At 40.2% G+C, this 19,503-nt stretch carries 20 protein-coding genes and 1 riboswitch; of the genes, 1 reads left to right on the top strand and 19 read right to left on the bottom strand.

The features are described 5' to 3' along the window. Window positions 1-87: 87 nt before the first annotated feature. The 13 genes from splB to NSQ70_RS06660 form a co-directional block, all read right to left on the bottom strand. A complete protein-coding gene (splB, locus tag NSQ70_RS06720; protein ID WP_268359667.1) occupies window positions 88-1,116 on the bottom strand; it encodes a spore photoproduct lyase in 1,029 nt (342 codons plus the stop codon). 80 nt (window positions 1,117-1,196) lie between these two features. Further along, window positions 1,197-1,439, bottom strand: a complete 243-nt coding sequence (locus tag NSQ70_RS06715; protein ID WP_034646394.1) for a transcriptional regulator SplA domain-containing protein — start codon at window positions 1,437-1,439, stop codon at window positions 1,197-1,199. A 99-nt stretch (window positions 1,440-1,538) separates the two neighbouring features. Beyond that, window positions 1,539-3,257, bottom strand: a complete 1,719-nt coding sequence (gene ptsP, locus NSQ70_RS06710; protein WP_008348058.1) for a phosphoenolpyruvate--protein phosphotransferase — start codon at window positions 3,255-3,257, stop codon at window positions 1,539-1,541. Further along, window positions 3,257-3,523 (bottom strand): phosphocarrier protein HPr, encoded by a 267-nt coding sequence (locus NSQ70_RS06705; RefSeq protein ID WP_003211078.1) that lies wholly within the window; start codon window positions 3,521-3,523, stop codon window positions 3,257-3,259. Before NSQ70_RS06705 ends, ptsP begins: the two co-directional genes overlap by 1 nt. A 93-nt stretch (window positions 3,524-3,616) precedes the next feature. Continuing rightward, window positions 3,617-5,716 (bottom strand): glucose-specific PTS transporter subunit IIBC, encoded by a 2,100-nt coding sequence (ptsG, locus tag NSQ70_RS06700; RefSeq protein WP_024719659.1) that lies wholly within the window; start codon window positions 5,714-5,716, stop codon window positions 3,617-3,619. Between the two features lie 202 nt (window positions 5,717-5,918). Then, the gene (locus NSQ70_RS06695; protein ID WP_017359435.1) at window positions 5,919-6,773 is read right to left on the bottom strand and encodes a transcription antiterminator; all 855 of its coding nucleotides are present in this window, start codon (window positions 6,771-6,773) and stop codon (window positions 5,919-5,921) included. Between the two features lie 55 nt (window positions 6,774-6,828). Beyond that, entirely contained in the window at window positions 6,829-7,818 is a 990-nt protein-coding gene (locus NSQ70_RS06690; RefSeq protein ID WP_256689214.1) for a LacI family DNA-binding transcriptional regulator, read from the bottom strand. 292 nt (window positions 7,819-8,110) lie between these two features. Beyond that, window positions 8,111-9,205, bottom strand: coding sequence for a Xaa-Pro peptidase family protein (locus NSQ70_RS06685; RefSeq protein WP_007498720.1), 1,095 nt, complete (start codon window positions 9,203-9,205; stop codon window positions 8,111-8,113). Between the two features lie 104 nt (window positions 9,206-9,309). Next, window positions 9,310-11,229: a heavy metal translocating P-type ATPase gene (locus NSQ70_RS06680; RefSeq protein ID WP_342502516.1), complete on the bottom strand. Its 1,920-nt coding sequence runs from the start codon at window positions 11,227-11,229 to the stop codon at window positions 9,310-9,312. Window positions 11,230-11,524: 295 nt separating this feature from the next. Next, window positions 11,525-12,013 (bottom strand): endospore biogenesis thiol-disulfide oxidoreductase StoA, encoded by a 489-nt coding sequence (gene stoA / locus NSQ70_RS06675; RefSeq protein ID WP_008348077.1) that lies wholly within the window; start codon window positions 12,011-12,013, stop codon window positions 11,525-11,527. A 54-nt stretch (window positions 12,014-12,067) separates the two neighbouring features. Continuing rightward, the gene (locus NSQ70_RS06670; protein ID WP_327872303.1) at window positions 12,068-13,384 is read right to left on the bottom strand and encodes a polysaccharide biosynthesis protein; all 1,317 of its coding nucleotides are present in this window, start codon (window positions 13,382-13,384) and stop codon (window positions 12,068-12,070) included. A gap of 113 nt (window positions 13,385-13,497) precedes the next feature. Next, window positions 13,498-14,157, bottom strand: coding sequence for a cell wall hydrolase (locus tag NSQ70_RS06665; protein WP_096881334.1), 660 nt, complete (start codon window positions 14,155-14,157; stop codon window positions 13,498-13,500). Window positions 14,158-14,463: 306 nt separating this feature from the next. After that, on the bottom strand, window positions 14,464-14,658 hold the full coding sequence (locus tag NSQ70_RS06660) for a hypothetical protein (RefSeq protein WP_008348081.1): 195 nt from the start codon (window positions 14,656-14,658) through the stop codon (window positions 14,464-14,466). 167 nt (window positions 14,659-14,825) lie between these two features. Between NSQ70_RS06660 and NSQ70_RS06655 the strand changes: the two genes are divergently transcribed. Then, window positions 14,826-15,014: a DUF2187 family protein gene (locus NSQ70_RS06655; protein ID WP_003211747.1), complete on the top strand. Its 189-nt coding sequence runs from the start codon at window positions 14,826-14,828 to the stop codon at window positions 15,012-15,014. A 124-nt stretch (window positions 15,015-15,138) separates the two neighbouring features. Here NSQ70_RS06655 and NSQ70_RS06650 read toward each other — a convergent pair whose 3' ends face one another. The 6 genes from NSQ70_RS06650 to NSQ70_RS06625 all read right to left on the bottom strand — a co-directional run bounded on the left by NSQ70_RS06650 (window position 15,139) and on the right by NSQ70_RS06625 (window position 19,268). Next, window positions 15,139-15,357, bottom strand: a complete 219-nt coding sequence (locus NSQ70_RS06650; protein WP_326849291.1) for a hypothetical protein — start codon at window positions 15,355-15,357, stop codon at window positions 15,139-15,141. A gap of 257 nt (window positions 15,358-15,614) precedes the next feature. Continuing rightward, window positions 15,615-16,112, bottom strand: coding sequence for a preQ(1) synthase (gene queF, locus NSQ70_RS06645; protein WP_003211403.1), 498 nt, complete (start codon window positions 16,110-16,112; stop codon window positions 15,615-15,617). A gap of 15 nt (window positions 16,113-16,127) precedes the next feature. Further along, the gene (gene queE / locus NSQ70_RS06640; protein WP_024719652.1) at window positions 16,128-16,859 is read right to left on the bottom strand and encodes a 7-carboxy-7-deazaguanine synthase QueE; all 732 of its coding nucleotides are present in this window, start codon (window positions 16,857-16,859) and stop codon (window positions 16,128-16,130) included. Next, a complete protein-coding gene (gene queD, locus NSQ70_RS06635; RefSeq protein WP_178897126.1) occupies window positions 16,852-17,292 on the bottom strand; it encodes a 6-carboxytetrahydropterin synthase QueD in 441 nt (146 codons plus the stop codon). Before queD ends, queE begins: the two co-directional genes overlap by 8 nt. Next, window positions 17,293-17,949 (bottom strand): 7-cyano-7-deazaguanine synthase QueC, encoded by a 657-nt coding sequence (gene queC / locus NSQ70_RS06630; protein ID WP_008348090.1) that lies wholly within the window; start codon window positions 17,947-17,949, stop codon window positions 17,293-17,295. Between the two features lie 159 nt (window positions 17,950-18,108). Continuing rightward, window positions 18,109-18,153, bottom strand: a riboswitch (PreQ1 riboswitch). Between the two features lie 71 nt (window positions 18,154-18,224). Continuing rightward, window positions 18,225-19,268 carry a hypothetical protein gene (locus NSQ70_RS06625; protein ID WP_342502515.1) on the bottom strand — a complete coding sequence of 348 codons (1,044 nt, stop codon included), beginning with the start codon at window positions 19,266-19,268 and terminating at the stop codon, window positions 18,225-18,227. Between the last annotated feature and the right edge of the window lie 235 nt (window positions 19,269-19,503).

The raw sequence follows: 19,503 nt of genomic DNA, 5'->3' as shown, positions 1-19,503 counted from the left end.
TCTTAATGTGTATATCGGCAAAATTGGTACCGCATTCAATAGTTGTAAGAAAATTTAAATAGAAAAAACAAGCCATAATGACTTGTTTTAAGTAAAATATTCAATTTTTGCAGACGGAAAGTACTGTTCTATATATGATTCTAATGTCTGTCTAAGTTCTTGTTCTTCATCTTTTTGATAGATATATTTTCCAATTCCATATCTACCCCACTTATATCTTCTCTTTTCTTCATCTAGTTCTAGTTTTGTTTTTGGATAGTTTTTTTGGATGACACGCTTCGCCGGTTTTGTAAAACGGTGCTGAATCATTTCAAAGGTGATATCTTGTCTCACTTCTTCAGAAAGAGCTGCATCGAGTTTTTCAAATAGGACTTTATAGCCCTCTTGCCAGCCTTCATGAATGTAAATAGGGGCAATAATAAAGCCCAGTGGATAGCCTGCTTTTGCTACCTTTACAGCCGCTTCAATCCGCTGATCGAGTGGTGATGTTCCAGGTTCGAAATATTTAATGACATAATCGGCATTGATACTAAAACGGAATCTTGTTCGTCCATTGTGTTTTGCATCTAACAAATGGTCTACATGATGAAATTTTGTAACAAAGCGTAGTTTGCCAAGATCGGTTTGACCAAAGTATTCAATCGCTCGTTTGAGTGTGTGAGTCAAATGGTCAATTCCGACGATATCAGATGTACACGAGGCTTCAAATCGCGTGATATCAGGCGCACGCTCGTTCATGTACTGTTCAGCCTGATCTAAGATCTCTTCTACATTGACATATGTGCGAATGTACGGCTTACTCCCCATAGTCGTTTGCAGGTAGCAATAATGGCAATGCCCCATGCATCCTGTCGCAAACGGAATGGCATACTCTGCAGATGGTTTAGATGTATCAAATTTTAAGGTTTTTCTCACGCCGATAACGAGCGTCGACTTTGCATTACGGTACTTTTGCAAATCATTTTTCCCCGGAATATTTCTCACTTGGTTGTGTGAGGTTGTTTCTCTAATTTCAATTCCCATGCCTTCAAACTTTTCTTTCAGCTCTTGTCCTAATGGGTACTCTAGCGCCCGAGGTTCAATATACACAAGCTGGGGAACGAACGGTTTGATCATAATTAGCACATCCTTACCTTATAGGTTCATATCGTTACTTTAACCTCTCAGGATGGCTTCTATCCTTTCTAAAATCTCCCTTATTCAAACAGATCTTGATAAAGGGCTTCTGCTTCTTCGTATGTTGGAAATACGGCATCATCAGGGGCTAATGGGTGATATGTTTCAAGTAGAAATAGCGCAAGCTCTTGCTCATTGTAAGGGTGTGAAACGATTTCCGCTTCTTTAATTTGTGCGACATTGGCTGCATGTGGATTTCGATAAATGACATATACTTGATCACCCGGCTTATAGTTAGAGAAAGACAAACTGGTCACCTCCATTTTTTTATTTTAGGATGCCCTTCTCTGCAAGCGATATGACTGATTATGATAAAATTCGACAAAAAAACCAGACAGTTTGACCTGTCTGGTTTACATCACCTAGTTATGTTGAAACGTTTTTTTCACGAAATCAACCACTTCTTCAGTTGTACTCAGTGATAAGATATGCTCTTTAAATGATGCAGCTTCTTCCTTAGAAAGCTTGCTTAACTGCGTTCTTGCTGGAAGAATCGATGTTGCGCTCATTGAAAATTCATCTAATCCTAATCCAAGTAGGAGCGGGATTGCGATTTCATCTCCTGCCATCTCACCGCACATGCCAACCCATTTACCTTCTTTATGCGCTGCTTCAATCACAAGCGTTATGAGGCGTAAAATAGCTGGATTGTATGGCTGGTAAAGATAAGACACTCGTTCGTTCATTCGATCAGCAGCCATTGTGTATTGAATCAAATCATTTGTTCCAATACTGAAGAAATCTACTTCTTTTGCAAATTGATCTGCGATAACAGCTGTTGATGGAATTTCTACCATCATTCCGATTTCAATGGAATCAGATACTTCTGTACCAGCAGCAACCAATGCTTCTTTTTCTTCAAGTAAAATAGCTTTTGCTTCTCTAAATTCTGATAACGTCGCGATCATAGGGAACATGATTTTCAAGTTTCCATATGTACTTGCACGAAGTAACGCGCGTAGCTGTGTTCTGAAAATCTCCTGCTCTTCAAGGCAAAGGCGGATCGCTCTATAGCCAAGGAACGGGTTCATTTCTTTTGGAAGCTGCAAGTAAGGAAGTTCTTTATCGCCACCAATATCTAGTGTGCGGACAACCACTGCTTTGCCTTCCATCTTCTCTAAAACGGTTTTATACGCATCGAACTGCTCTTCTTCTGTTGGGAGCTGATCTCTGCCCATGTATAAAAATTCTGTACGGTACAATCCAACTGCTTCGCCGCCATTTTCAAGTACACCTTTCACATCTTCAGGTGTTCCAATATTCGCAGCTAACTCTACGTGAACGCCGTCTTTTGTGACCGTTGGCTGGTCAACAAGTTTCGCCCATTCCGCTTTTTGAGCTAAGTAGTCTTCATGCTTTTTTTGATACGCTTTCACTTCATCTTCAGAAGGCTGAATGATGACGTCTCCACTAATACCATCAACAATGATCAGATCATTGTTTTTCACCGTTTTTGTTGCTTCTTTTGTCCCAACAACTGCTGGAATTTCCATTGATCTAGCCATAATCGCTGAGTGAGAAGTACGACCACCGATATCTGTCGCAAAGCCTTTGACGAATTGTCTGTTCAGCTGAGCTGTATCAGAAGGTGTTAAATCTTCAGCAATGATAATGACTTCTTCAGAAATCATGCTTGGATTCGGAATGTCAACGCCTAGCAAATGACCAGTGACACGTTTTGTAACGTCGCGAATATCCGCTGCACGTTCTTTCATGTATTCATTGTCCATTGCTTCAAACATTGTAACAAACATTGTTGCTGTTTCTTTTAAAGCAAATTCAGCATTTACTTTATCCGATGTGATTTTATCCTTCACTGGGTTGAGCAGCTCTGGATCACTTAACACAAGAAGGTGTGCAGAAAAAATATCCGCTTTATCTTGGCCAAGTTCTTTTAGCGCATGTTCTTTAATTGCTTCAAGTTCTTGCTTTGAAACATGAATTGCTTCTTCAAAGCGTTTCACTTCTGTCTCTGGATCATTGATGTCTTTTTGGTGAACTGTTAAATCTGGTTCTTCTAGACGATATGCTTTTGCAATCGCAACGCCTGCTGAAGCACCGATTCCTTTCAGTTGTTGCATTACTCGCCTAGGCCTTCACTTTTCATTGTGTCTTTTAGCGCAGCAAGTGCATCATTTTCATCAGAACCAGAAGCAGAGATTGTGATTGTAGCACCTTTCGCAATTCCTAGAGACATTACACCCATAATAGATTTCAGGTTCACTGTTTTACCATTATATTCTAAGTTGATATCAGCATCATATTTACTAGCAGTTTGTACAAGAACTGTTGCAGGACGTGCGTGAATTCCAGAATCTGCAGTTACTTTGAATGTTTGTTGAGCCATTTTTATCAATCTCCTTTTTATACATTTCATACATCCACAATATTATATCATACTGCCGAGCTTGTCATCTAACAAGAACGGCAGTTATGAAAATTATTTTGAAATTTTCATGATGTTTTCTTGGCCAGCTTTGATTTCACCGGATTCTTGAAGGTCAATAAATTGTCCTTCACTTAAGTTTGTAAATACAATTGGTGTCATTAAAGATGGTACTTCTGACTTAATTTTATCAATATCAACCTCTAAAAGTTTTTGACCGATTTCTACTTGGTCTCCCTCTTGTACAAATGCTTCAAATCCTTCTCCTTTGAGGCTGACTGTATCAATCCCGAAGTGAATCAAGATTTCAAGTCCACCATCAGACTGGAGGCCGATGGCGTGTTTTGTTGGGAACACATTTAAGATTTTTCCTCTTACTGGTGAAACCACTGTTCCCTCTTTTGGCAAGATAGCAAAACCGTCACCCATCATTTTCCCTGAGAATACTTGATCTGGCACATCTGTAATTGGATGCAGCTCCCCTGTAATTGGTGAAGCAAACGTTTCTTCCCCTTGTTCGTTTTGAAGCGGTTTTGCAATGACTTCTTCAACCTGCTGACTGACTTCTTCTTTTGCAGAAGGGTCTTTCGCTGGTCGAGGTGTGCGCCCTGCAATAATGTCTTGCATTTGTGTTTTTAAATTATCAGAGCGTGGACCAAAGATGGCCTGGATGTTATTCCCTACTTCAAGGACACCTGAAGCACCAAGCTTTTTCAAGCGGTCTTTATCCACTTTTTTCTGATCATTTACAGTGACACGTAAACGCGTAATACAAGCATCTAGGTGTTTAATGTTTTCTTGGTCACCCATTGCTTCAAGAATTTCATAAGGTAAGTCATCGCCTTTTCCAGATTGAGCGCTACTTGCACCGTCAGCTGCTTCATCTTCTCGTCCTGGCGTTTTCAGATTAAACTTGCGAATCGCAAATCTGAATCCGAAGTAGTAAATGACAGCCAGTACGAGACCGACTGGAATAACAAGCCACCAAGCGGTTCTATTCGGCAGGATACCAAATAGGAAGAAGTCGATTAACCCTCCTGAGAAGGTCATTCCGATTTTCACGTTTAGAATATCCATTATCATAAAGGATAATCCAGCAAATACACAGTGAATCGCAAATAATATCGGTGCAACAAACAAGAATGAAAATTCAAGCGGTTCAGTGATCCCTGTTAGGAAAGAAGTAAGGGCCGCTGATCCCATAATTCCTGCTACAAGTTTTTTATTCTTAGGTTTTGCTTCATGGTAAATCGCAAGTGCTGCTGCTGGAAGTCCAAACATCATGAACGGATATTTCCCTGTCATGAATGTCCCAGCTGTCAGCTGAACACCATCTTTGATTTGCGCCATGAAAATACGCTGGTCACCACGGATAATATCTCCTGATAAGCTCTTATAGCTAAAAAATTCATACCAGAATGGTGCGTAGAATATGTGGTGTAGACCAAACGGAATTAATGAGCGTTCAATGACACCGAATACAAAGGCAGCCAGCGGCTCATTCGCTGCAAGCAGTCCAGTTGAAAATGAGTTCAATGCACCTTGGATTGGCGGCCAAATGACGAGCATCAAAAGCCCTAAAATAAGTGCTGAAATCGACGTAACAATTGGAACAAAACGCTTACCAGCAAAGAAGCCAAGATATTGCGGGAGCTCAATTTTGTAAAATTTATTAAACATATAAGCGGCTAATACCCCGACAATAATCCCGCCAAAAACGCCGGTAGACAAGGTCGGTATGCCGAGCATATTCACATACGCTGGATGACTTTCCTTAAAGAACTTAGCCAATTTGATTGAATCGGATGGAATGGAACCGTTGGCCATTAATACGGCACTCATCGTTACGTTCATGACAAGGTAACCGATGATCGCGGCAATCCCTGCCACACCGTCTCCATTGGCAAGACCGATGGCAACCCCTACAGCAAATAGGAGCGGAAGATTCGAGAAGACAATATTCCCCGCATTCTCCATAACACTAGCAACAAGCTGAATTGTATCATTGCTTAAAAATTGAGCGACATCAATCAGCTGCGGATTTTGCATCGCATTTCCGAGTGCTAGTAAAATACCAGCAGCAGGAAGGATCGCAACTGGAAGCATAAGTGCTCGTCCAATTTTTTGCAACACACCAAAAAGTGATTTAAACACTGGTTGAACCTCCTTTTGTTTTCGCTTACAACATGCATTTCAATTATTCACTGACGTACATTTCATAATTAACCGTTTACATTTCACTTTCAGAACACAAAAAAGGCATGGTGATATAAGGTTGCGCAAATAACAGGATCTTATCCTGTATTTACCTTAAGTCACTCATGCCTGATCGAATCAGTTACACGTTTCAAGGAAACTATGAAATTTTATTCGTCAATCTGTACAGGTGAAGTGTCAAATAGACAGCTTCGGCATCTTGTACAGGCTTTTTCAATGCATGTTGCAAAATTTTGATCATTTTCCAAGCAGTATTGTAGCATAAAGGATATTCATTTTTCAATAGATGAAGCAACTTTTCTGGCTCCTCTAATGATTCTTCCCGTTTAATACGCTCAATCGAAAACGTAATATGGCGCAGTAAGCGTAAATAATGAATACTTTCTCTATCTACTTTCATATGAAATGCATCTTCTATGACTTGGACCATTTGTGTCATGAGCTGCGAATGACGGTTGACCTCGGATAAAGGCCGGTTCGTTAAAGCAGAGTGAATGTGGAGCGCAATAAACCCAATCTCTCCTTCGGGCAGCTTTGTTTCAACATCTGGCCGCGCATTTATCAGTTCCACGACTTCCTTTGCGACCTCGTATTCTTTCGGGTATAAGGATTTCGTTTCAAGCATAAAAGGATTGGTGATATCATAGCCTTGCTTAACTCGTTTAAAACTAAAGGCAATATGATCTGTCAATGCAATATGAATATGCTCATTTAAACGATGCCCCATTTTTTCTCGTATATGATAAATGACGTCATTGGCAAGCTCAATCATGTCCTCATTAATGTGGTGCAGCAATTGTTTGTATTCTGTTTGCTCTTTTGTATTCTTTAACACAAACATTTTCTCAAATGCCGCTTGATCGAGAACGTCACCCGATTTTTTCCCAAAGCCGATCCCTTTATCAATCAGGACCACTTCGCCTAAAGAAGGGTGTTTTGCGATGATGACATTATTATTTAACGCTTTATCAACGGTGAAGGATTCCATGAACATCCCCACCTCCTTCTTATTCAATCCTTCTTATCGTACAAAACAGATGAAACGTGCGTCAACGATTGTTTTTCAAAATAGTCGTTGTGCGCTCAACGAGTCGATATGACAGCACCCTTTTTTCTGGTGCCTCACCTTGTAATACTTGGTTGAACAAGTCAAATGCTTCCTGCCCCATTTGTTTGAGGGGAATATCTATACTAGAAATCCCCAATGCTTCACTCAATTGATCGTTTTGAAAGCCAAGTATGGCTGGTGATTCTCCAACGTTTATTTGGTGACGCTGTGCCTCTAGTAAAAAACCTGCTGAGACATCATCGTTTGTAATCAGTAAGGCTGTCGGACGATTTTTCATCTCTTTCCATTCTGTAAATAATTGCTTGCCATCAAAAATGGTTAGTTTTCCTTCAATGACCCATTCATCATCAATGTCCTGCCCAAGCGACCGCATCATTTCTTGATAAGTCTGAATGCGAACTTGGCTGTTCTCCCCTTCTGTTCTAGCAAGAACGATTGCGATTCGCTCATGACCGCATGCCGCTAAGTGTTCAAGCCCTTCCTTAAAAGCCTGATCATGCGCAATCGATACCGATGAACATGTATCATGCGGAGTAGGATGACAAAAGATAATAGGACCAGATTCCTGCCACTTTAAAATTTCTCGATCACTTAACGCATTTGAGCAAAAGATTAAACCATCCACACGCTGCTCTTTTAAGCTCATTAATGCTTCTTTTTCCTTTAATGGGTCATATCCTGTTTGAAACAAGGCAAAATGCATTCCGCACTCCTGTGCTTTCTCTGCAATCCCTGTGACAATTCCGCTGAAATAGGAGTGATCAATTGTCGGAAGTACAATTCCAAGCATATTGGAATAGCCCTTCGCTAAATGAACTGCCTGAATATTCCGTGTATATTTGAGCTCTTTCATCGCACTAAGTACGCGCTCTCGCTTTTCTTCTTTGACATAAGGATGATCATTCATCACTCGTGATACGGTGGTAACCGATACACCCGCTCTTTTCGCAATATCCCTTATGTTAGGCATTTTTTCTCCTACTTTCTCTTGATATGGTAAGCGTTTCATACTTTAAGATGTATGTGAGCTGAACAAATCACTGGGTGGAAAGGGGAATTCAAGATGGGTATTATCATATGGATCATATTATGTTTGACTATTTTGTTTTCTGCTCGATTCGCACTACATCCTTTAGGAAAAGAACATAAAATCAAGCCGTTTCAATCAATTGATGATTTTTTTGTTGATAAGGATCGCAAAGAGTGACAAAAAAATCACGATGACGCTCCCAATACTTGGACGTTCATCGTGATTTTTTTCATTACTTGATGATCGTCAACTCTTTTGGATAATTGGTTAAGGTGACTGGGCCATCTTTTGTAATGAGAACATCGTCTTCAATTCTAACCCCGCCGACTCCTGGTACATAAATACCCGGCTCGATCGTATAGACCATCCCTTCTTTTAGAAGGTCATCATTTGCTTGACTCATAGAAGGGAACTCATGAACAGAAACCCCGAGTCCATGCCCTAGACGGTGCGGGAAGTATTCGCCATATCCTGCTTCTGCGATCAGCCCTCTTGCTTTTAAGTCAAGGTCACCAATTCTCACACCCGGCTGGCTCATATCAAGTGCTGCCAATTCGGCTTTCAAGACGGTGTTGTAAATATCTTTTTGTTGTTCAGACGCTTCTTGATAGATGAAGGTTCTTGTAATATCTGAACAATAGCCATCCACAATCACGCCGAGGTCAAATAAAACAAAATCACCTTTTTTCAAGGCTGCCTGCCCCGGATTTCCATGAGGTTCTCCTGATTTTTCTCCGAATAGTACCATGGTTGAAAAGGACATGCCCTGAATGCCTTTTTTCTTCAGTTCATATTCGATGACAGCAAGAACTTCGGTTTCCGTCACCCCTTCTTTTAGGGCATGAACCCCAATTTTGACGCCTTCGTCTGCCAATTGAGCAGCTTTTTTCAATGTTTCAATTTCAGCTTCGTCTTTAATTAGTCTTAGCTGATTGAGCACATCTTCTGCCCGAACGAATGTTTCTGCCCCAGTGACAGCTTGAAGCTGCTCTGCTCTTTGCAAAGGAATGGATTCTTTTTCAATCGCTAGGCGAGTCGCTTTTACTCCTCGTTTTTCTAGTGCCTTTTGTATGAAATCAAAGGGGTTTTCATGGTCTTCATATCCAATGAGATCTCCAGCCCATCCCGCATTTTTTGCTTGCTCAACTTCCATCTTAGGCAAAATGAAAAATGGATCTGCTTCCTGAAAAACAAACAGCCCCATCACTCTTTCATGCGGCTCTGTGAAGTATCCAGATAGATAGAATACATTCTCCTTTGTATGTATAAATGCACCTTGAATGTCTTTTTTCTTAAGCCAAGAAGACAAGTTTTTCATTCGATTCATCGTGATCCTCCTCACACGTTTGACTACTGATCTATTGTATCAGTTTTCACTGTATTTCGCACAAAAGCGCACTGACCTAAAGCCAGTGCGCTTTTGTGATTTGCTTAAGAAGCACGAAGCAAACGAAGTCCGTTTAAAATAACCAAAATCGTACTGCCTTCATGCCCAATGACACCAAAAGGTAAATCAAGAACTTGTAAGAAATTCGCACAGATTAACAAACAAATAACTGTTAATGAAAAGATGATGTTTTGTTTAATGATTCGGTTCATCTTTCTTGAAAGACGGATCATCTTTGTTAGATTGTTTAAGTTATTTTTCATTAAAATGAGATCTGCTGTTTCTAAAGCAACATCTGTGCCTCCGCCCATTGCGACGCCAACATCCGCTGTGGCGAGTGCAGGTGCATCATTGATTCCATCTCCGACCATAATGATCGAATCACCTTGTTTTTTCAGTTGATTGACTTCATGTACCTTTTCATCTGGAAGACATTCAGCGACAACGGTTTGGATGCCCGCTTCCTCTGCAATCGCTTCAGCTGTTTTTTGCTGATCCCCTGTGAGCATGACGGTTTGGATGCCTAAATCATTCAGCTCCTGAATCATTTTTTTGGCCTCAGGTCTGATTTGATCCTTCAAACCGAGACAGCCGACGACTTCTTGATTTTTTTGAACATAGACAACTGTATATCCTTTGGATGAAAGAACATCACCATTCACTTCAATATCACGATCCATTGAAGCTTTTCCGGCAAAATCTTTCTTCCCAATCCGCCATGTGTCCTCATTTAATTGTGCTTCCACACCAAAACCTGATGTTTCTTCAATGGTTACGTGGGCTGCCCGCTCTGTATGATGCTCTTTTGCCATATCAGAAATGGCTTTAGCTAATGGATGGTTTGACTGACTTTCAATTTGATAGAGCGCTTGATAAAAGGTCGATTCATTTTGCCCTTTTGCCAAAACCACTTTTTCAACAGCTGGTTTTCCACTTGTAATCGTACCCGTTTTATCAAATGCAATCATCGTACTTGTACCCAGTTTTTCTAAAAAGACACTTCCTTTTACAAGCATACCGTTTCTTGCACCGTTTGAGATGAGTGAAAGAGCTGCTGGCATAATTGAGGCAACAAGTGCACAAGGCGAGGCAACCACCATAAACACCATCGCACGGTAAAACGTTTCACTCATGCTCCAGCCAAGTACAAAATGAGGAAGGAACATTAAAATCGCCACAGTGATGAGCACACCTTTTACATAGGCACCTTCAAATTTTTCAATAAATGCTTGGCTTGGCGATACACTTTCTTGTGCAGATTCCACAAGCTTAATGATTTTATGAAAAAGTGTTTCTTCATTATGTTTTGTTACTTCTACTGTTAATGAACCATTTAAATTCACTGTTCCTGCAAACACATCTTCCCCTTGCCCTTTTTCCTGAGGCACCGATTCACCCGTTAAGGCAGATTCGTCTACACTTGTTCTTCCGCTCATGATCACACCATCTGCTGCAATTCGTTCGCCCGCTTTGATTAAAATACGGTCGCCTGGCGTAAGTGAAGAAGCAGCGATTTGGATGGTGGTGCCATCTTCTTCAATTAAAGTGGCTTCATCTGGAGCGATACTCATTAAGGCCGTTAAGTCTTTTTTACTTTTATTTGACGTATACGTTTCTAGCGCACCGCTAAGCGAAAAAATAAAAATTAAAATGGCGCCCTCTGCCCAGTAGCCAATGATCGCTGAGCCTATCGCAGCAAATATCATTAAAAGTTCTACATTTAATGTCTTGGATGAAATGGTTTCTTCAATTCCTTCCTTTGCCTTTGCAAAACCACCAATAACAAAAGCAAGAATGAAAAGAGGAATACTCCACATCGTTTCATCCTTTAGAAACCATCCAATCAAGATGAGAATCCCCGAAATGCCTGCTGCGATTAATTCCCCGTGCTGTGCCCATTTTTGAAAGAGCGAGTTGGATCCCTTTTGATCTGTCGTTTGATAAAGTGCTGTATTCTCATTCATGATTACTTTCTCCTCTCTAATTGATAATGATTTTCACATTATCAATCGTTGCCCGTTCCGTTTATCATCTATATTTTCTGCTATTTCAAGCTTTTTATAGGTCTGTAACTCATTATAACAGGTTCTGATCAATTTTCAATTAATAATTATTATAATTTCTTTTTGATAATAATTATCATTATTAGTATCCGACATTTCTTCCTCTTTCTGAGCACATTTTATTCATCTGAAAGGTAATTGAACACAAAAAAGAACCAACGGATCGCCCATTGGTTCTTTACAGAAAGCTTGTGTTCTACGAATTTGTCCACTCTTTGATTTGTTTTTTCGTCAGCGGACCTACATGGTTTTTGACCACTTCACCCTTTTCATTGATGAAAAAAGTCGTCGGGATCGTAATAATTTGGTATTTCTTCATCATTTCGCCGTGCTCATCGAGAACGATCGGAAATGTGAACTTTCTGTCTTTCACAAATTGGGCAACTGCATGCTTGCTTTGCTCAGCACCAAGTAAATTCACAGTCAGTATGTCTACATCACTTTGATTTTCTTTTACGATCTGTTCAAAGGCTGGCAGCTCCATTTTGCAGGACGGGCACCACGTTGTCCAAAAATGCAGAATGGTCCGCTTCCCTTTCACCGGGATCACCTGCGTTTCACCTGTTAATGTAGGAGCTTCTATCCTCGGCGCCATTACAGGCTCTTTTGCTTCAGCCTCTATGTTCATCAGAAATAAAAGAAGGGTCATCATGAGAAGACTGGCGGGTAGATATTTACGATTCATCAGCATCTTCCTTCCTGATTTTCCTATAGCTTGCCCGCTAGCTGCACATGACATTCAAGCTTTTTTCAATGTAAGAAACATGGAGACGCCGAGTTCCTTGCAAATCGTCGCATAATGCAAAGCCGTTAAAAGCAGCATCCCCGTGTTCATTCCTAAGATAACGCCCATCATATTTAAGGATTCGATGGATCCTAGAAAATACACCATAGAGAACGACACCACGTGCACCCATATATTATGTAGGAACACATCTTTAATGAGACCCATACCAATTAAACACGCTTGAAACGGCATGACGAACAAGTGGCATAAGAAGTAAGGCCATAGCAGCTGCAAGTAGACGGCTGCTTGAGGTGAGTCAAAAAAGAGCTGCGTGAGCGGATAAGCGAAATAATACATGATCATCACGGCTGGCACCCCATAGCCAAACGTAATGAGAATCGCTTGTCTGACACGTTTTTTCACGAGATCATACTGCCCCAAGGCATAGGCTTCTGATACATTCGGAATCATCACAATCATAATGGAATGAGCGATAAACGCCGGAAAAAAACCAATCGACATCGCTACGCCAGCAAGCATTCCGTAATGATCAACAGCAAGCGTACCAGAAATGCCCGCTGCAACGAGGGCTCCTTTGATTAAAAACGGTTCAACCGCATTAGCAATGGCATGAAAGATACGCATACCTGTTGTCGGGATGGAGACTGCTAACAAACGTTTTCTGACGTCAATCCCTCTTAACTCAACCGATCTGACATTCACAGCATTTTTCGCCATGACGTATTGGGAATATAAATAGATAAAGACGACGAGATCACTTGCAACAATCACACCAATCGCGATAAGCACCGCTGTTTCAATATCAAACGAATACCAATGAAAAAACAAAAACAAACAGATAAGCTGGATCGTTTTTTTCAGCATATTGGCTAGAGCAATTCTGCCCATTTGCTGCTTGCCCATAAAATAGCCGCGTGCAATGGACGTAAATGCGATGATTGGAATAAGTGACAGAACCAAGCCCTTCATCAGCGGATGATACGATTGAAATACAGGAATGATAGGCAGTACAATGGCTGCTATTGTCGTTGTTGTGCATGTCACCACAAGCGTCATTTTAAATGCATGGCGAAGCATACTTTTATGAAGCCGCTCATGCGATTCTGCAATGAATTTAGAAATGGAGACTGGCAGCTCCAAGCTGGCGATCACAAGCACAAGCATGATGATGGGAAGGATGCTCATATATAAACCCATTCCATGTTCTCCAAGCTCTCTCGCTAAAATCATATTGACTAAAAACTCGATACACTCAGCAATGAAAGCTGCGACAGATAGCAGAATGACCCCTTTTACAAATCGATTCATGTAGCCTCCCCTTGTCTAAAAGCAAATTCTTTTCACATTCTATGAGACAAGTCCTGAAAATATTTTAATAATTGAAGACAAAAAAACAGCGACTGATTGATCGCTGCTTTTCTTTACACTGCAAACACGTGACGGCCAATGCGTTCTACAATTTTACGAGAACGAATCCAGTTATCTGTCGCCGTTTTTGGATTATAAAAATAAATCGCCTTTGTTGTTCTGTCATCTTCTTTGACAACCTGCTTCACAGCTTTTACGGAATCCTGGTCTGCCTTATCATTGATACTTCCATTTGATACGGGCTGGAAGGCATTTCGCTGATAAATCACGCCTCTGACACTGTCAGGAAAAGAGCGGTGTTCCACGCGGTTTAAGACGACGCTTGCTACAGCTTTTTTCCCTGCGTAAGATTCACCTTTTGCTTCGGCATGTACCAAGCGAGAAAGCAAGTCCATTTCTTCATTAGAATAGTGTGATTCATTTCTTGAGCTTGCTGGCTTTGCCGTTTCCTTTTTCTTCGGCTTCGGCCTCGGTTTTGATGCCTTTTCCTCTGTTGATGTGCTTAGCATTTTCACTTTCGGCTGATGTTTCTCCTCTGAAAACGCAGGAATCACGGTATGCTTATTATCTTGATCTATATATGAAAGCTGATGCTTTTCAGGTGCTTGTTCAAGTTTCTGACTTAATGTGCCCTCTTGCTCTTGTATATTGTCCATCTTGATCGCTGAGATGAGCATAAGGATGGCAAAAAGAGCTGTATGAATTTTGATCATTCGCCTCATTCCTCCCTTAATTAATGTAGGCCGTAAGATACTTGTCCACTCTAACAAGAGCTTCTTCTATTTTCACGCACAAAGATTTTCATGCCTGTCCAAATTCCGTCATTAAATGGCATGTCCTAGTTGAAATACGCATGAATTGGTAATGTAAGCGTTTAATATAGTCTCTTTTTAGCCTATAATCATCCTTATGCTCCTGATTATGGGTTATTACATTTTCTTTTCATATGTATCAAGCTGGTTTGAAGTGTGACAAAAGAACCAAAATAAAAAGCTTTTTCTCATGAATGAGAAAAAGCTTTAGCTTCTTGCTTCTTTAAGATATTCAAAAATAACATCTCCACCATGCTTGGCGATTCCGCGAAAATGTTTAAAATCATCTTGATTGACCAATACAGAACGAAATGTTAAAAAATCATCCTTTTGAATGGTCACTTGTTTTTCAGTACCATTCCGTAATGATTCTAGTATTGTGTTGATGTGTTCTTCAGTCAAAAAAACCGCTCCTTTTCAGCCTTGATCAAATATTAAATATACCATTCGTTTTCAAAGCGTACAACGAAAACGAAAGAAAAACGTCTTTATCCTTTACATTGGTATGAAAATATTGCAAAATACTTTTTAATAGGGAATGAAATCTGTTTTTAAAGGAGAGGGATCGGTTGAAGATTGCAAAAATTGGGAATGTGATCGAATTTAGAAATGGTTTAACAGGTGTAGTTGAAAAAGTGAATGAAAACTCTGTTATTGTGGATGTCACCATTATGGACAACTATAGAGATTTAGAACTGGATTCACTAACAGTCGTTAATCATAAAAACTATAAAATCATCAAAGACTCCGTACATTAATTTGCAATCCTCAATTCAGACTACCGTTACATAAAGATATACACAGCAAAGCTGACTCGTGTAACAGCTCTGTTCTCTTTTGACAATCACATATGAAAAAGGCTGACAACCATATAAAGTGGCGTCAGTCTTTTTGCGCGTGAAAGGTTTGCATTTCCGCTTTTGTTTTGTACATATCAACTTCTTCAGGTGTTATCACGCCTTTATCAATTAAAAGGGCGATCACTCCAAGTAATGTGGAGGCACTCCATTTATATCGTTCTTTGTTTTGATGTTCAAGCATCTGAAGCTCTTCCCTTAATTCCATTAGCATCTTCTCTGTTTTGTCTTCTTTGTTTGCCAACACAAACGCCTCCATTTTCATTCGCTCGTTTCAATTTTATCTTAAAGTAAATATATGAAGAATAAAAGCATGATACACCTTTACAAACATACGTTCTGTCGTGTATACTATACATACGAGCTGGTAGCCCCCAGCCGTCCTAGCAAGTTCTATTCCTATTGGTATGAGAAGAGTGACATGACTCTTCTCTTTTTTTATATGCCATCATAATCTATTCCATAAAAAAAGACATGTCATCCACATGTCTTTTCTATTTATTAGCGATTATCAATCGTTTCTGGATACATATCGTGATTCATCATACGATAAGATGCCATCTCTTCATACTTTGTCCCAGGTTTTCCGTAGTTCGTATACGGATCAATTGAAATACCGCCTCTTGGTGTAAATTTGCCCCATACTTCGATATATCTTGGGTCCATTAATTCAATGAGATCGTTCATGATAATATTCATACAATCCTCATGGAAGTCACCGTGGTTACGGAAGCTGAACAAATATAATTTTAATGATTTACTTTCGACCATGATTTCATTTGGGATGTAGCTGATATACACGGTCGCAAAATCTGGCTGCCCTGTTTGCGGGCAAAGTGATGTGAATTCTGGGCAGTTGAATTTCACAAAATAATCTCTATTCGTATGTTTATTCGGGAACGTTTCAAGCACTTGTGGTGCATAGTCAAACAAGTAATTGGTCCCCTGATTTCCTAGTAAAGTGACACCTTCTAATTCTTCTGGTTTTCTTGTCGTCATTTTGTCTCTTCCTTTCTATACGCCTCGTTTATTTCCCCACAATAGCGTGTGCAGCTGTGGTAAGACTCTCACACGATTCAAATCAGGATCTTGCGCTACTTGATCTACAAGCATTTCGTATTTCTTTAATAAGTGCGTTAATAAGTACGCATCATCAGCTGTCGTCGTATCATCATTTCCAACTTGCAAATAAAAGGGGAGTTCTGGGTATTTCGCATGAACATCCTTTGCATAGGCTAGATCAAGATCATCAAAGATCACGACCTTCAGGCTTGCATGTTGCAATCTGTTTCCATTTTTCAATTCATCTATGATACGTGTAAGTTTCGTAAAATCGGTTTTCATATTTGAACTTGGTGGTTTTGGAGAAATGGTTAAATCATCTATCTTCAAAAACCAATCTTGATACATCGTTCCCTGCGTTTCAAGCGCCGTATCAATTCCTTCTTCATGCAATAAATCAATAAGTGATTCCATTTGTTTTAAAAGCGCAGGATTCCCACCTGAAATGGTGACATGAGAAAAAGCCTTTCCACCTATTCTCTTCAGCTCTTTTACAATGTCCTCTGCCTGAAGCCACTGAATATCATGCTTAGCTGATCCATCCCATGTAAAAGATGAATCACACCAGCTGCAAGAGTAGTCACAGCCAGCCGTTCTGACAAACATGGTTTTTTGGCCAATGACCATTCCTTCTCCTTGAATGGTTGGACCAAAGATTTCTAAGACAGGAATCGCTTTAGTCATTGAGCTCAACTCGTTTCGGACGGTAAATGCAGTAGCTTGTTGGTGTCTCTCTGACAAAAACTTGAACACATACTGGTTTGTTCGCTAAAGTCGTTAAATATGCGGCCACTTTATCATACACAGTCTTTGCGACAACCTCAGTGGTTGGCATCGCATATGGATCATTCGATGAGAATTCTTCATGGTCATTGAGCAGTGTATGGTCGTACTGTCCATGAATGAGTTTTTTTAGCGTGCTAAAATTCACAAGGAAACCTGAATCATCTAGATGATCTCCTGCAATCGTAATGTTAATCGTATACGTATGACCATGTACGCGGCTACAAGCGCCAGCATCTTCTCTCGGGATAAAATGGGCTGCCGATAGATGCATATCTTTATTTAATTCAAACGAAAATGGATGATTCGTCTGTGGATAGATTTGAGAAAGCATTTAGTTCGCCTCCTTCATGTCCATATAAGTGTCATAGCCATTTTTCCGAAGTTTACATGCAGGACATTCCCCGCAGCCATCAGAAATGATGCCATTATAGCAAGTGAGCGTTTCATTTTTCACAAAATCTAGCGCATTCAGTTCATCAGCCAGTTTCCACGTTTCAGCTTTATTCAGCCACATGAGCGGCGTATGGATGACAAATGGTTTTTCCATTGCCAAATTCACGGTGACGTTACAAGATTTCACAAACTCATCTCGGCAATCTGGGTAGCCGCTAAAGTCTGTCTCGCACACACCCGTGATAATATGACGTGCTCCAATTTGATACGCAAGAATGGATGCAAATGATAAGAAAACTAAGTTTCTCCCCGGAACAAATGTGGAAGGCAGTTCTCCTTCTTTTTCTTCAATATCAATGTCATCTCTTGTTAAGGCATTGGGTGCAAGCTGATTTAAAAGAGACATATCTAATAGATGATTTTTCACACCTAGCTTGTCAGCAATTCTTTTGGCAACATCAATTTCTTCTTGATGACGCTGATTATAATGAAAGGTTACCGTTTCAACCTCTTTAAATTGTTGAAGTGCCCATAGTAAACATGTCGTACTGTCCTGTCCCCCGCTAAAGACAACGACCGCTTTTTCATTTTTCATTTTTCCTTTTCCTCCTTTTGCAGATCCGCACCTCCGCACAAAGCTGCATCTGAAAGGTTCATGAAAACCCCTATTTTTCTCAAAAGAAAAGACACCTTTACATGTGTATGAGGTGTCCCAGCCATAAAAAATAAAAAATGCCACATCCAAGGATACGGCAAGTCCTTAGTTTTTTATAGAGGGTTTTGCTAGAACCTCTCCCGTTTTCACGGATTTTTGTTCAATTTTCACAGGGGATAGTGTACCACATAATTGGTGTACAAGCTATCCCTTCTTTACTTATCACCTAATGCAGGCACTTTTTTCAGACAAAGAAAGAGGATAAAAAAGATACTGACATAGCCAAAAACAGGGTAAACCGTTGAAATGAGTGTGCCGTATCCAATTTTACTGATGACATAACAGCAAAGCAGAATAAAGGATATCGTATACATACTGTTCAATCGGATATACGCCCTCACCTGTCTTTCGAGACCGTATAAATTCCCTATAACGGATGTAAAGACTTCACCAAAGATCACGAATAAATAGATGAGATGAATAGAGTTTGCGACTTGATACACCACTTGGGCCATCGGAATATCATACGCCTCCAGCATATCTAATGAAGAAAGGGATAAAAAGCAGGCGAGCAGAATGAGTGTCAGCATCAGACCTCCAAGCACCGCTCCCCTTTTTATGACGGCTTCGGATGTCATTTCGTTTGCGACCGGTACTAATACGGCTTGAGACAGCGCTAAATTAAATGCACCATACGAAATCGCAGACAACATCCATTCGCCCTCTCCCATTTGCAGCCCCAGAACGTGGCTTTCACCGCTACTAAACACAAATGAGTCTAGAAACACAATCAGCGAAAAGAAAATCAGCATTGGAACGACAAGTACATTGACACCAAATAACCCTTTTGAACCTTTAAAAAGGACAATGACACTTAAAATAATCGTTAAAAAAATACCATATTCTTTTGAGATGCCAAGTTGTTCTTCAAAAATAGCGCCTGCGCCAGAAATCATCACTGACGTCACACCTAGTAATATAAAAAACATGACGATGTTAATATATCGACTCGCAGCAGCTCCAAATAAAAACCGATTCATATCTTGATAAGACTCCGCTTCAATTCGTTTGGAAATAAGCATCATTTTTGCGCCAAGGCCGGTAAAAATAACACCGCTAATCAAAATCCCGATCAATCCAATCCAGCCAAAACGAACAAAAAATTCTACGATTTCTTTTCCTGTCGCAAACCCAGCTCCAACCACTGTTCCTACATATACAAAGGCAAGCTGAAAAGCGGATTCATTTGAACGTTTCATATGACCCCTCCGCACCCATCACTTTCGATTGTCTCTTTTTTATCCTATGAGACAAGTTCCTTGAAAAGAAGGACAAACCATGATTAAATGCAAAAAAGGATTTTTCATTCAGCTATGAGCAAAACAGTTGAAAGTCAAAATAGGTCAGAGTATACTATAGTCAAAGATGGTCAAACAACAGACCATTTTATTTAACATTCATTGGTCAAATAAAGTCAAACTTTATTTTAAGGAG

The sequence above is a fragment of the Bacillus sp. FSL R5-0397 genome, assembly GCF_038593395.1.
Classification (GTDB): domain Bacteria; phylum Bacillota; class Bacilli; order Bacillales; family Bacillaceae; genus Bacillus; species Bacillus altitudinis.
Note: the sequence above shows the minus strand (reverse complement) of the source record. Positions and strands in the feature narration are given on the sequence as shown.

What these genes read in the sequence shown, in the direction of transcription:
- NSQ70_RS06715 (WP_034646394.1), bottom strand. Translation starts at nt 1,439, where the DNA reads ATGGAGGTGACCAGTTTGTCTTTCTCTAACTATAAGCCGGGTGATCAA.
- queF (WP_003211403.1), bottom strand. Translation starts at nt 16,112, where the DNA reads ATGACGACAAGAAAACCAGAAGAATTAGAAGGTGTCACTTTACTAGGA.
- NSQ70_RS06665 (WP_096881334.1), bottom strand. Translation starts at nt 14,157, where the DNA reads ATGATCAAAATTCATACAGCTCTTTTTGCCATCCTTATGCTCATCTCA.
- stoA (WP_008348077.1), bottom strand. Translation starts at nt 12,013, where the DNA reads ATGAATCGTAAATATCTACCCGCCAGTCTTCTCATGATGACCCTTCTT.
- NSQ70_RS06680 (WP_342502516.1), bottom strand. Translation starts at nt 11,229, where the DNA reads ATGAATGAGAATACAGCACTTTATCAAACGACAGATCAAAAGGGATCC.
- NSQ70_RS06625 (WP_342502515.1), bottom strand. Translation starts at nt 19,268, where the DNA reads ATGAAACGTTCAAATGAATCCGCTTTTCAGCTTGCCTTTGTATATGTA.
- NSQ70_RS06670 (WP_327872303.1), bottom strand. Translation starts at nt 13,384, where the DNA reads ATGAATCGATTTGTAAAAGGGGTCATTCTGCTATCTGTCGCAGCTTTC.
- NSQ70_RS06695 (WP_017359435.1), bottom strand. Translation starts at nt 6,773, where the DNA reads ATGTTCATGGAATCCTTCACCGTTGATAAAGCGTTAAATAATAATGTC.
- queE (WP_024719652.1), bottom strand. Translation starts at nt 16,859, where the DNA reads ATGACTAAAGCGATTCCTGTCTTAGAAATCTTTGGTCCAACCATTCAA.
- queC (WP_008348090.1), bottom strand. Translation starts at nt 17,949, where the DNA reads ATGAAAAATGAAAAAGCGGTCGTTGTCTTTAGCGGGGGACAGGACAGT.
- queD (WP_178897126.1), bottom strand. Translation starts at nt 17,292, where the DNA reads ATGCTTTCTCAAATCTATCCACAGACGAATCATCCATTTTCGTTTGAA.
- NSQ70_RS06685 (WP_007498720.1), bottom strand. Translation starts at nt 9,205, where the DNA reads ATGAATCGAATGAAAAACTTGTCTTCTTGGCTTAAGAAAAAAGACATT.
- NSQ70_RS06705 (WP_003211078.1), bottom strand. Translation starts at nt 3,523, where the DNA reads ATGGCTCAACAAACATTCAAAGTAACTGCAGATTCTGGAATTCACGCA.
- NSQ70_RS06690 (WP_256689214.1), bottom strand. Translation starts at nt 7,818, where the DNA reads ATGCCTAACATAAGGGATATTGCGAAAAGAGCGGGTGTATCGGTTACC.
- splB (WP_268359667.1), bottom strand. Translation starts at nt 1,116, where the DNA reads ATGATCAAACCGTTCGTTCCCCAGCTTGTGTATATTGAACCTCGGGCG.
- ptsP (WP_008348058.1), bottom strand. Translation starts at nt 3,257, where the DNA reads ATGCAACAACTGAAAGGAATCGGTGCTTCAGCAGGCGTTGCGATTGCA.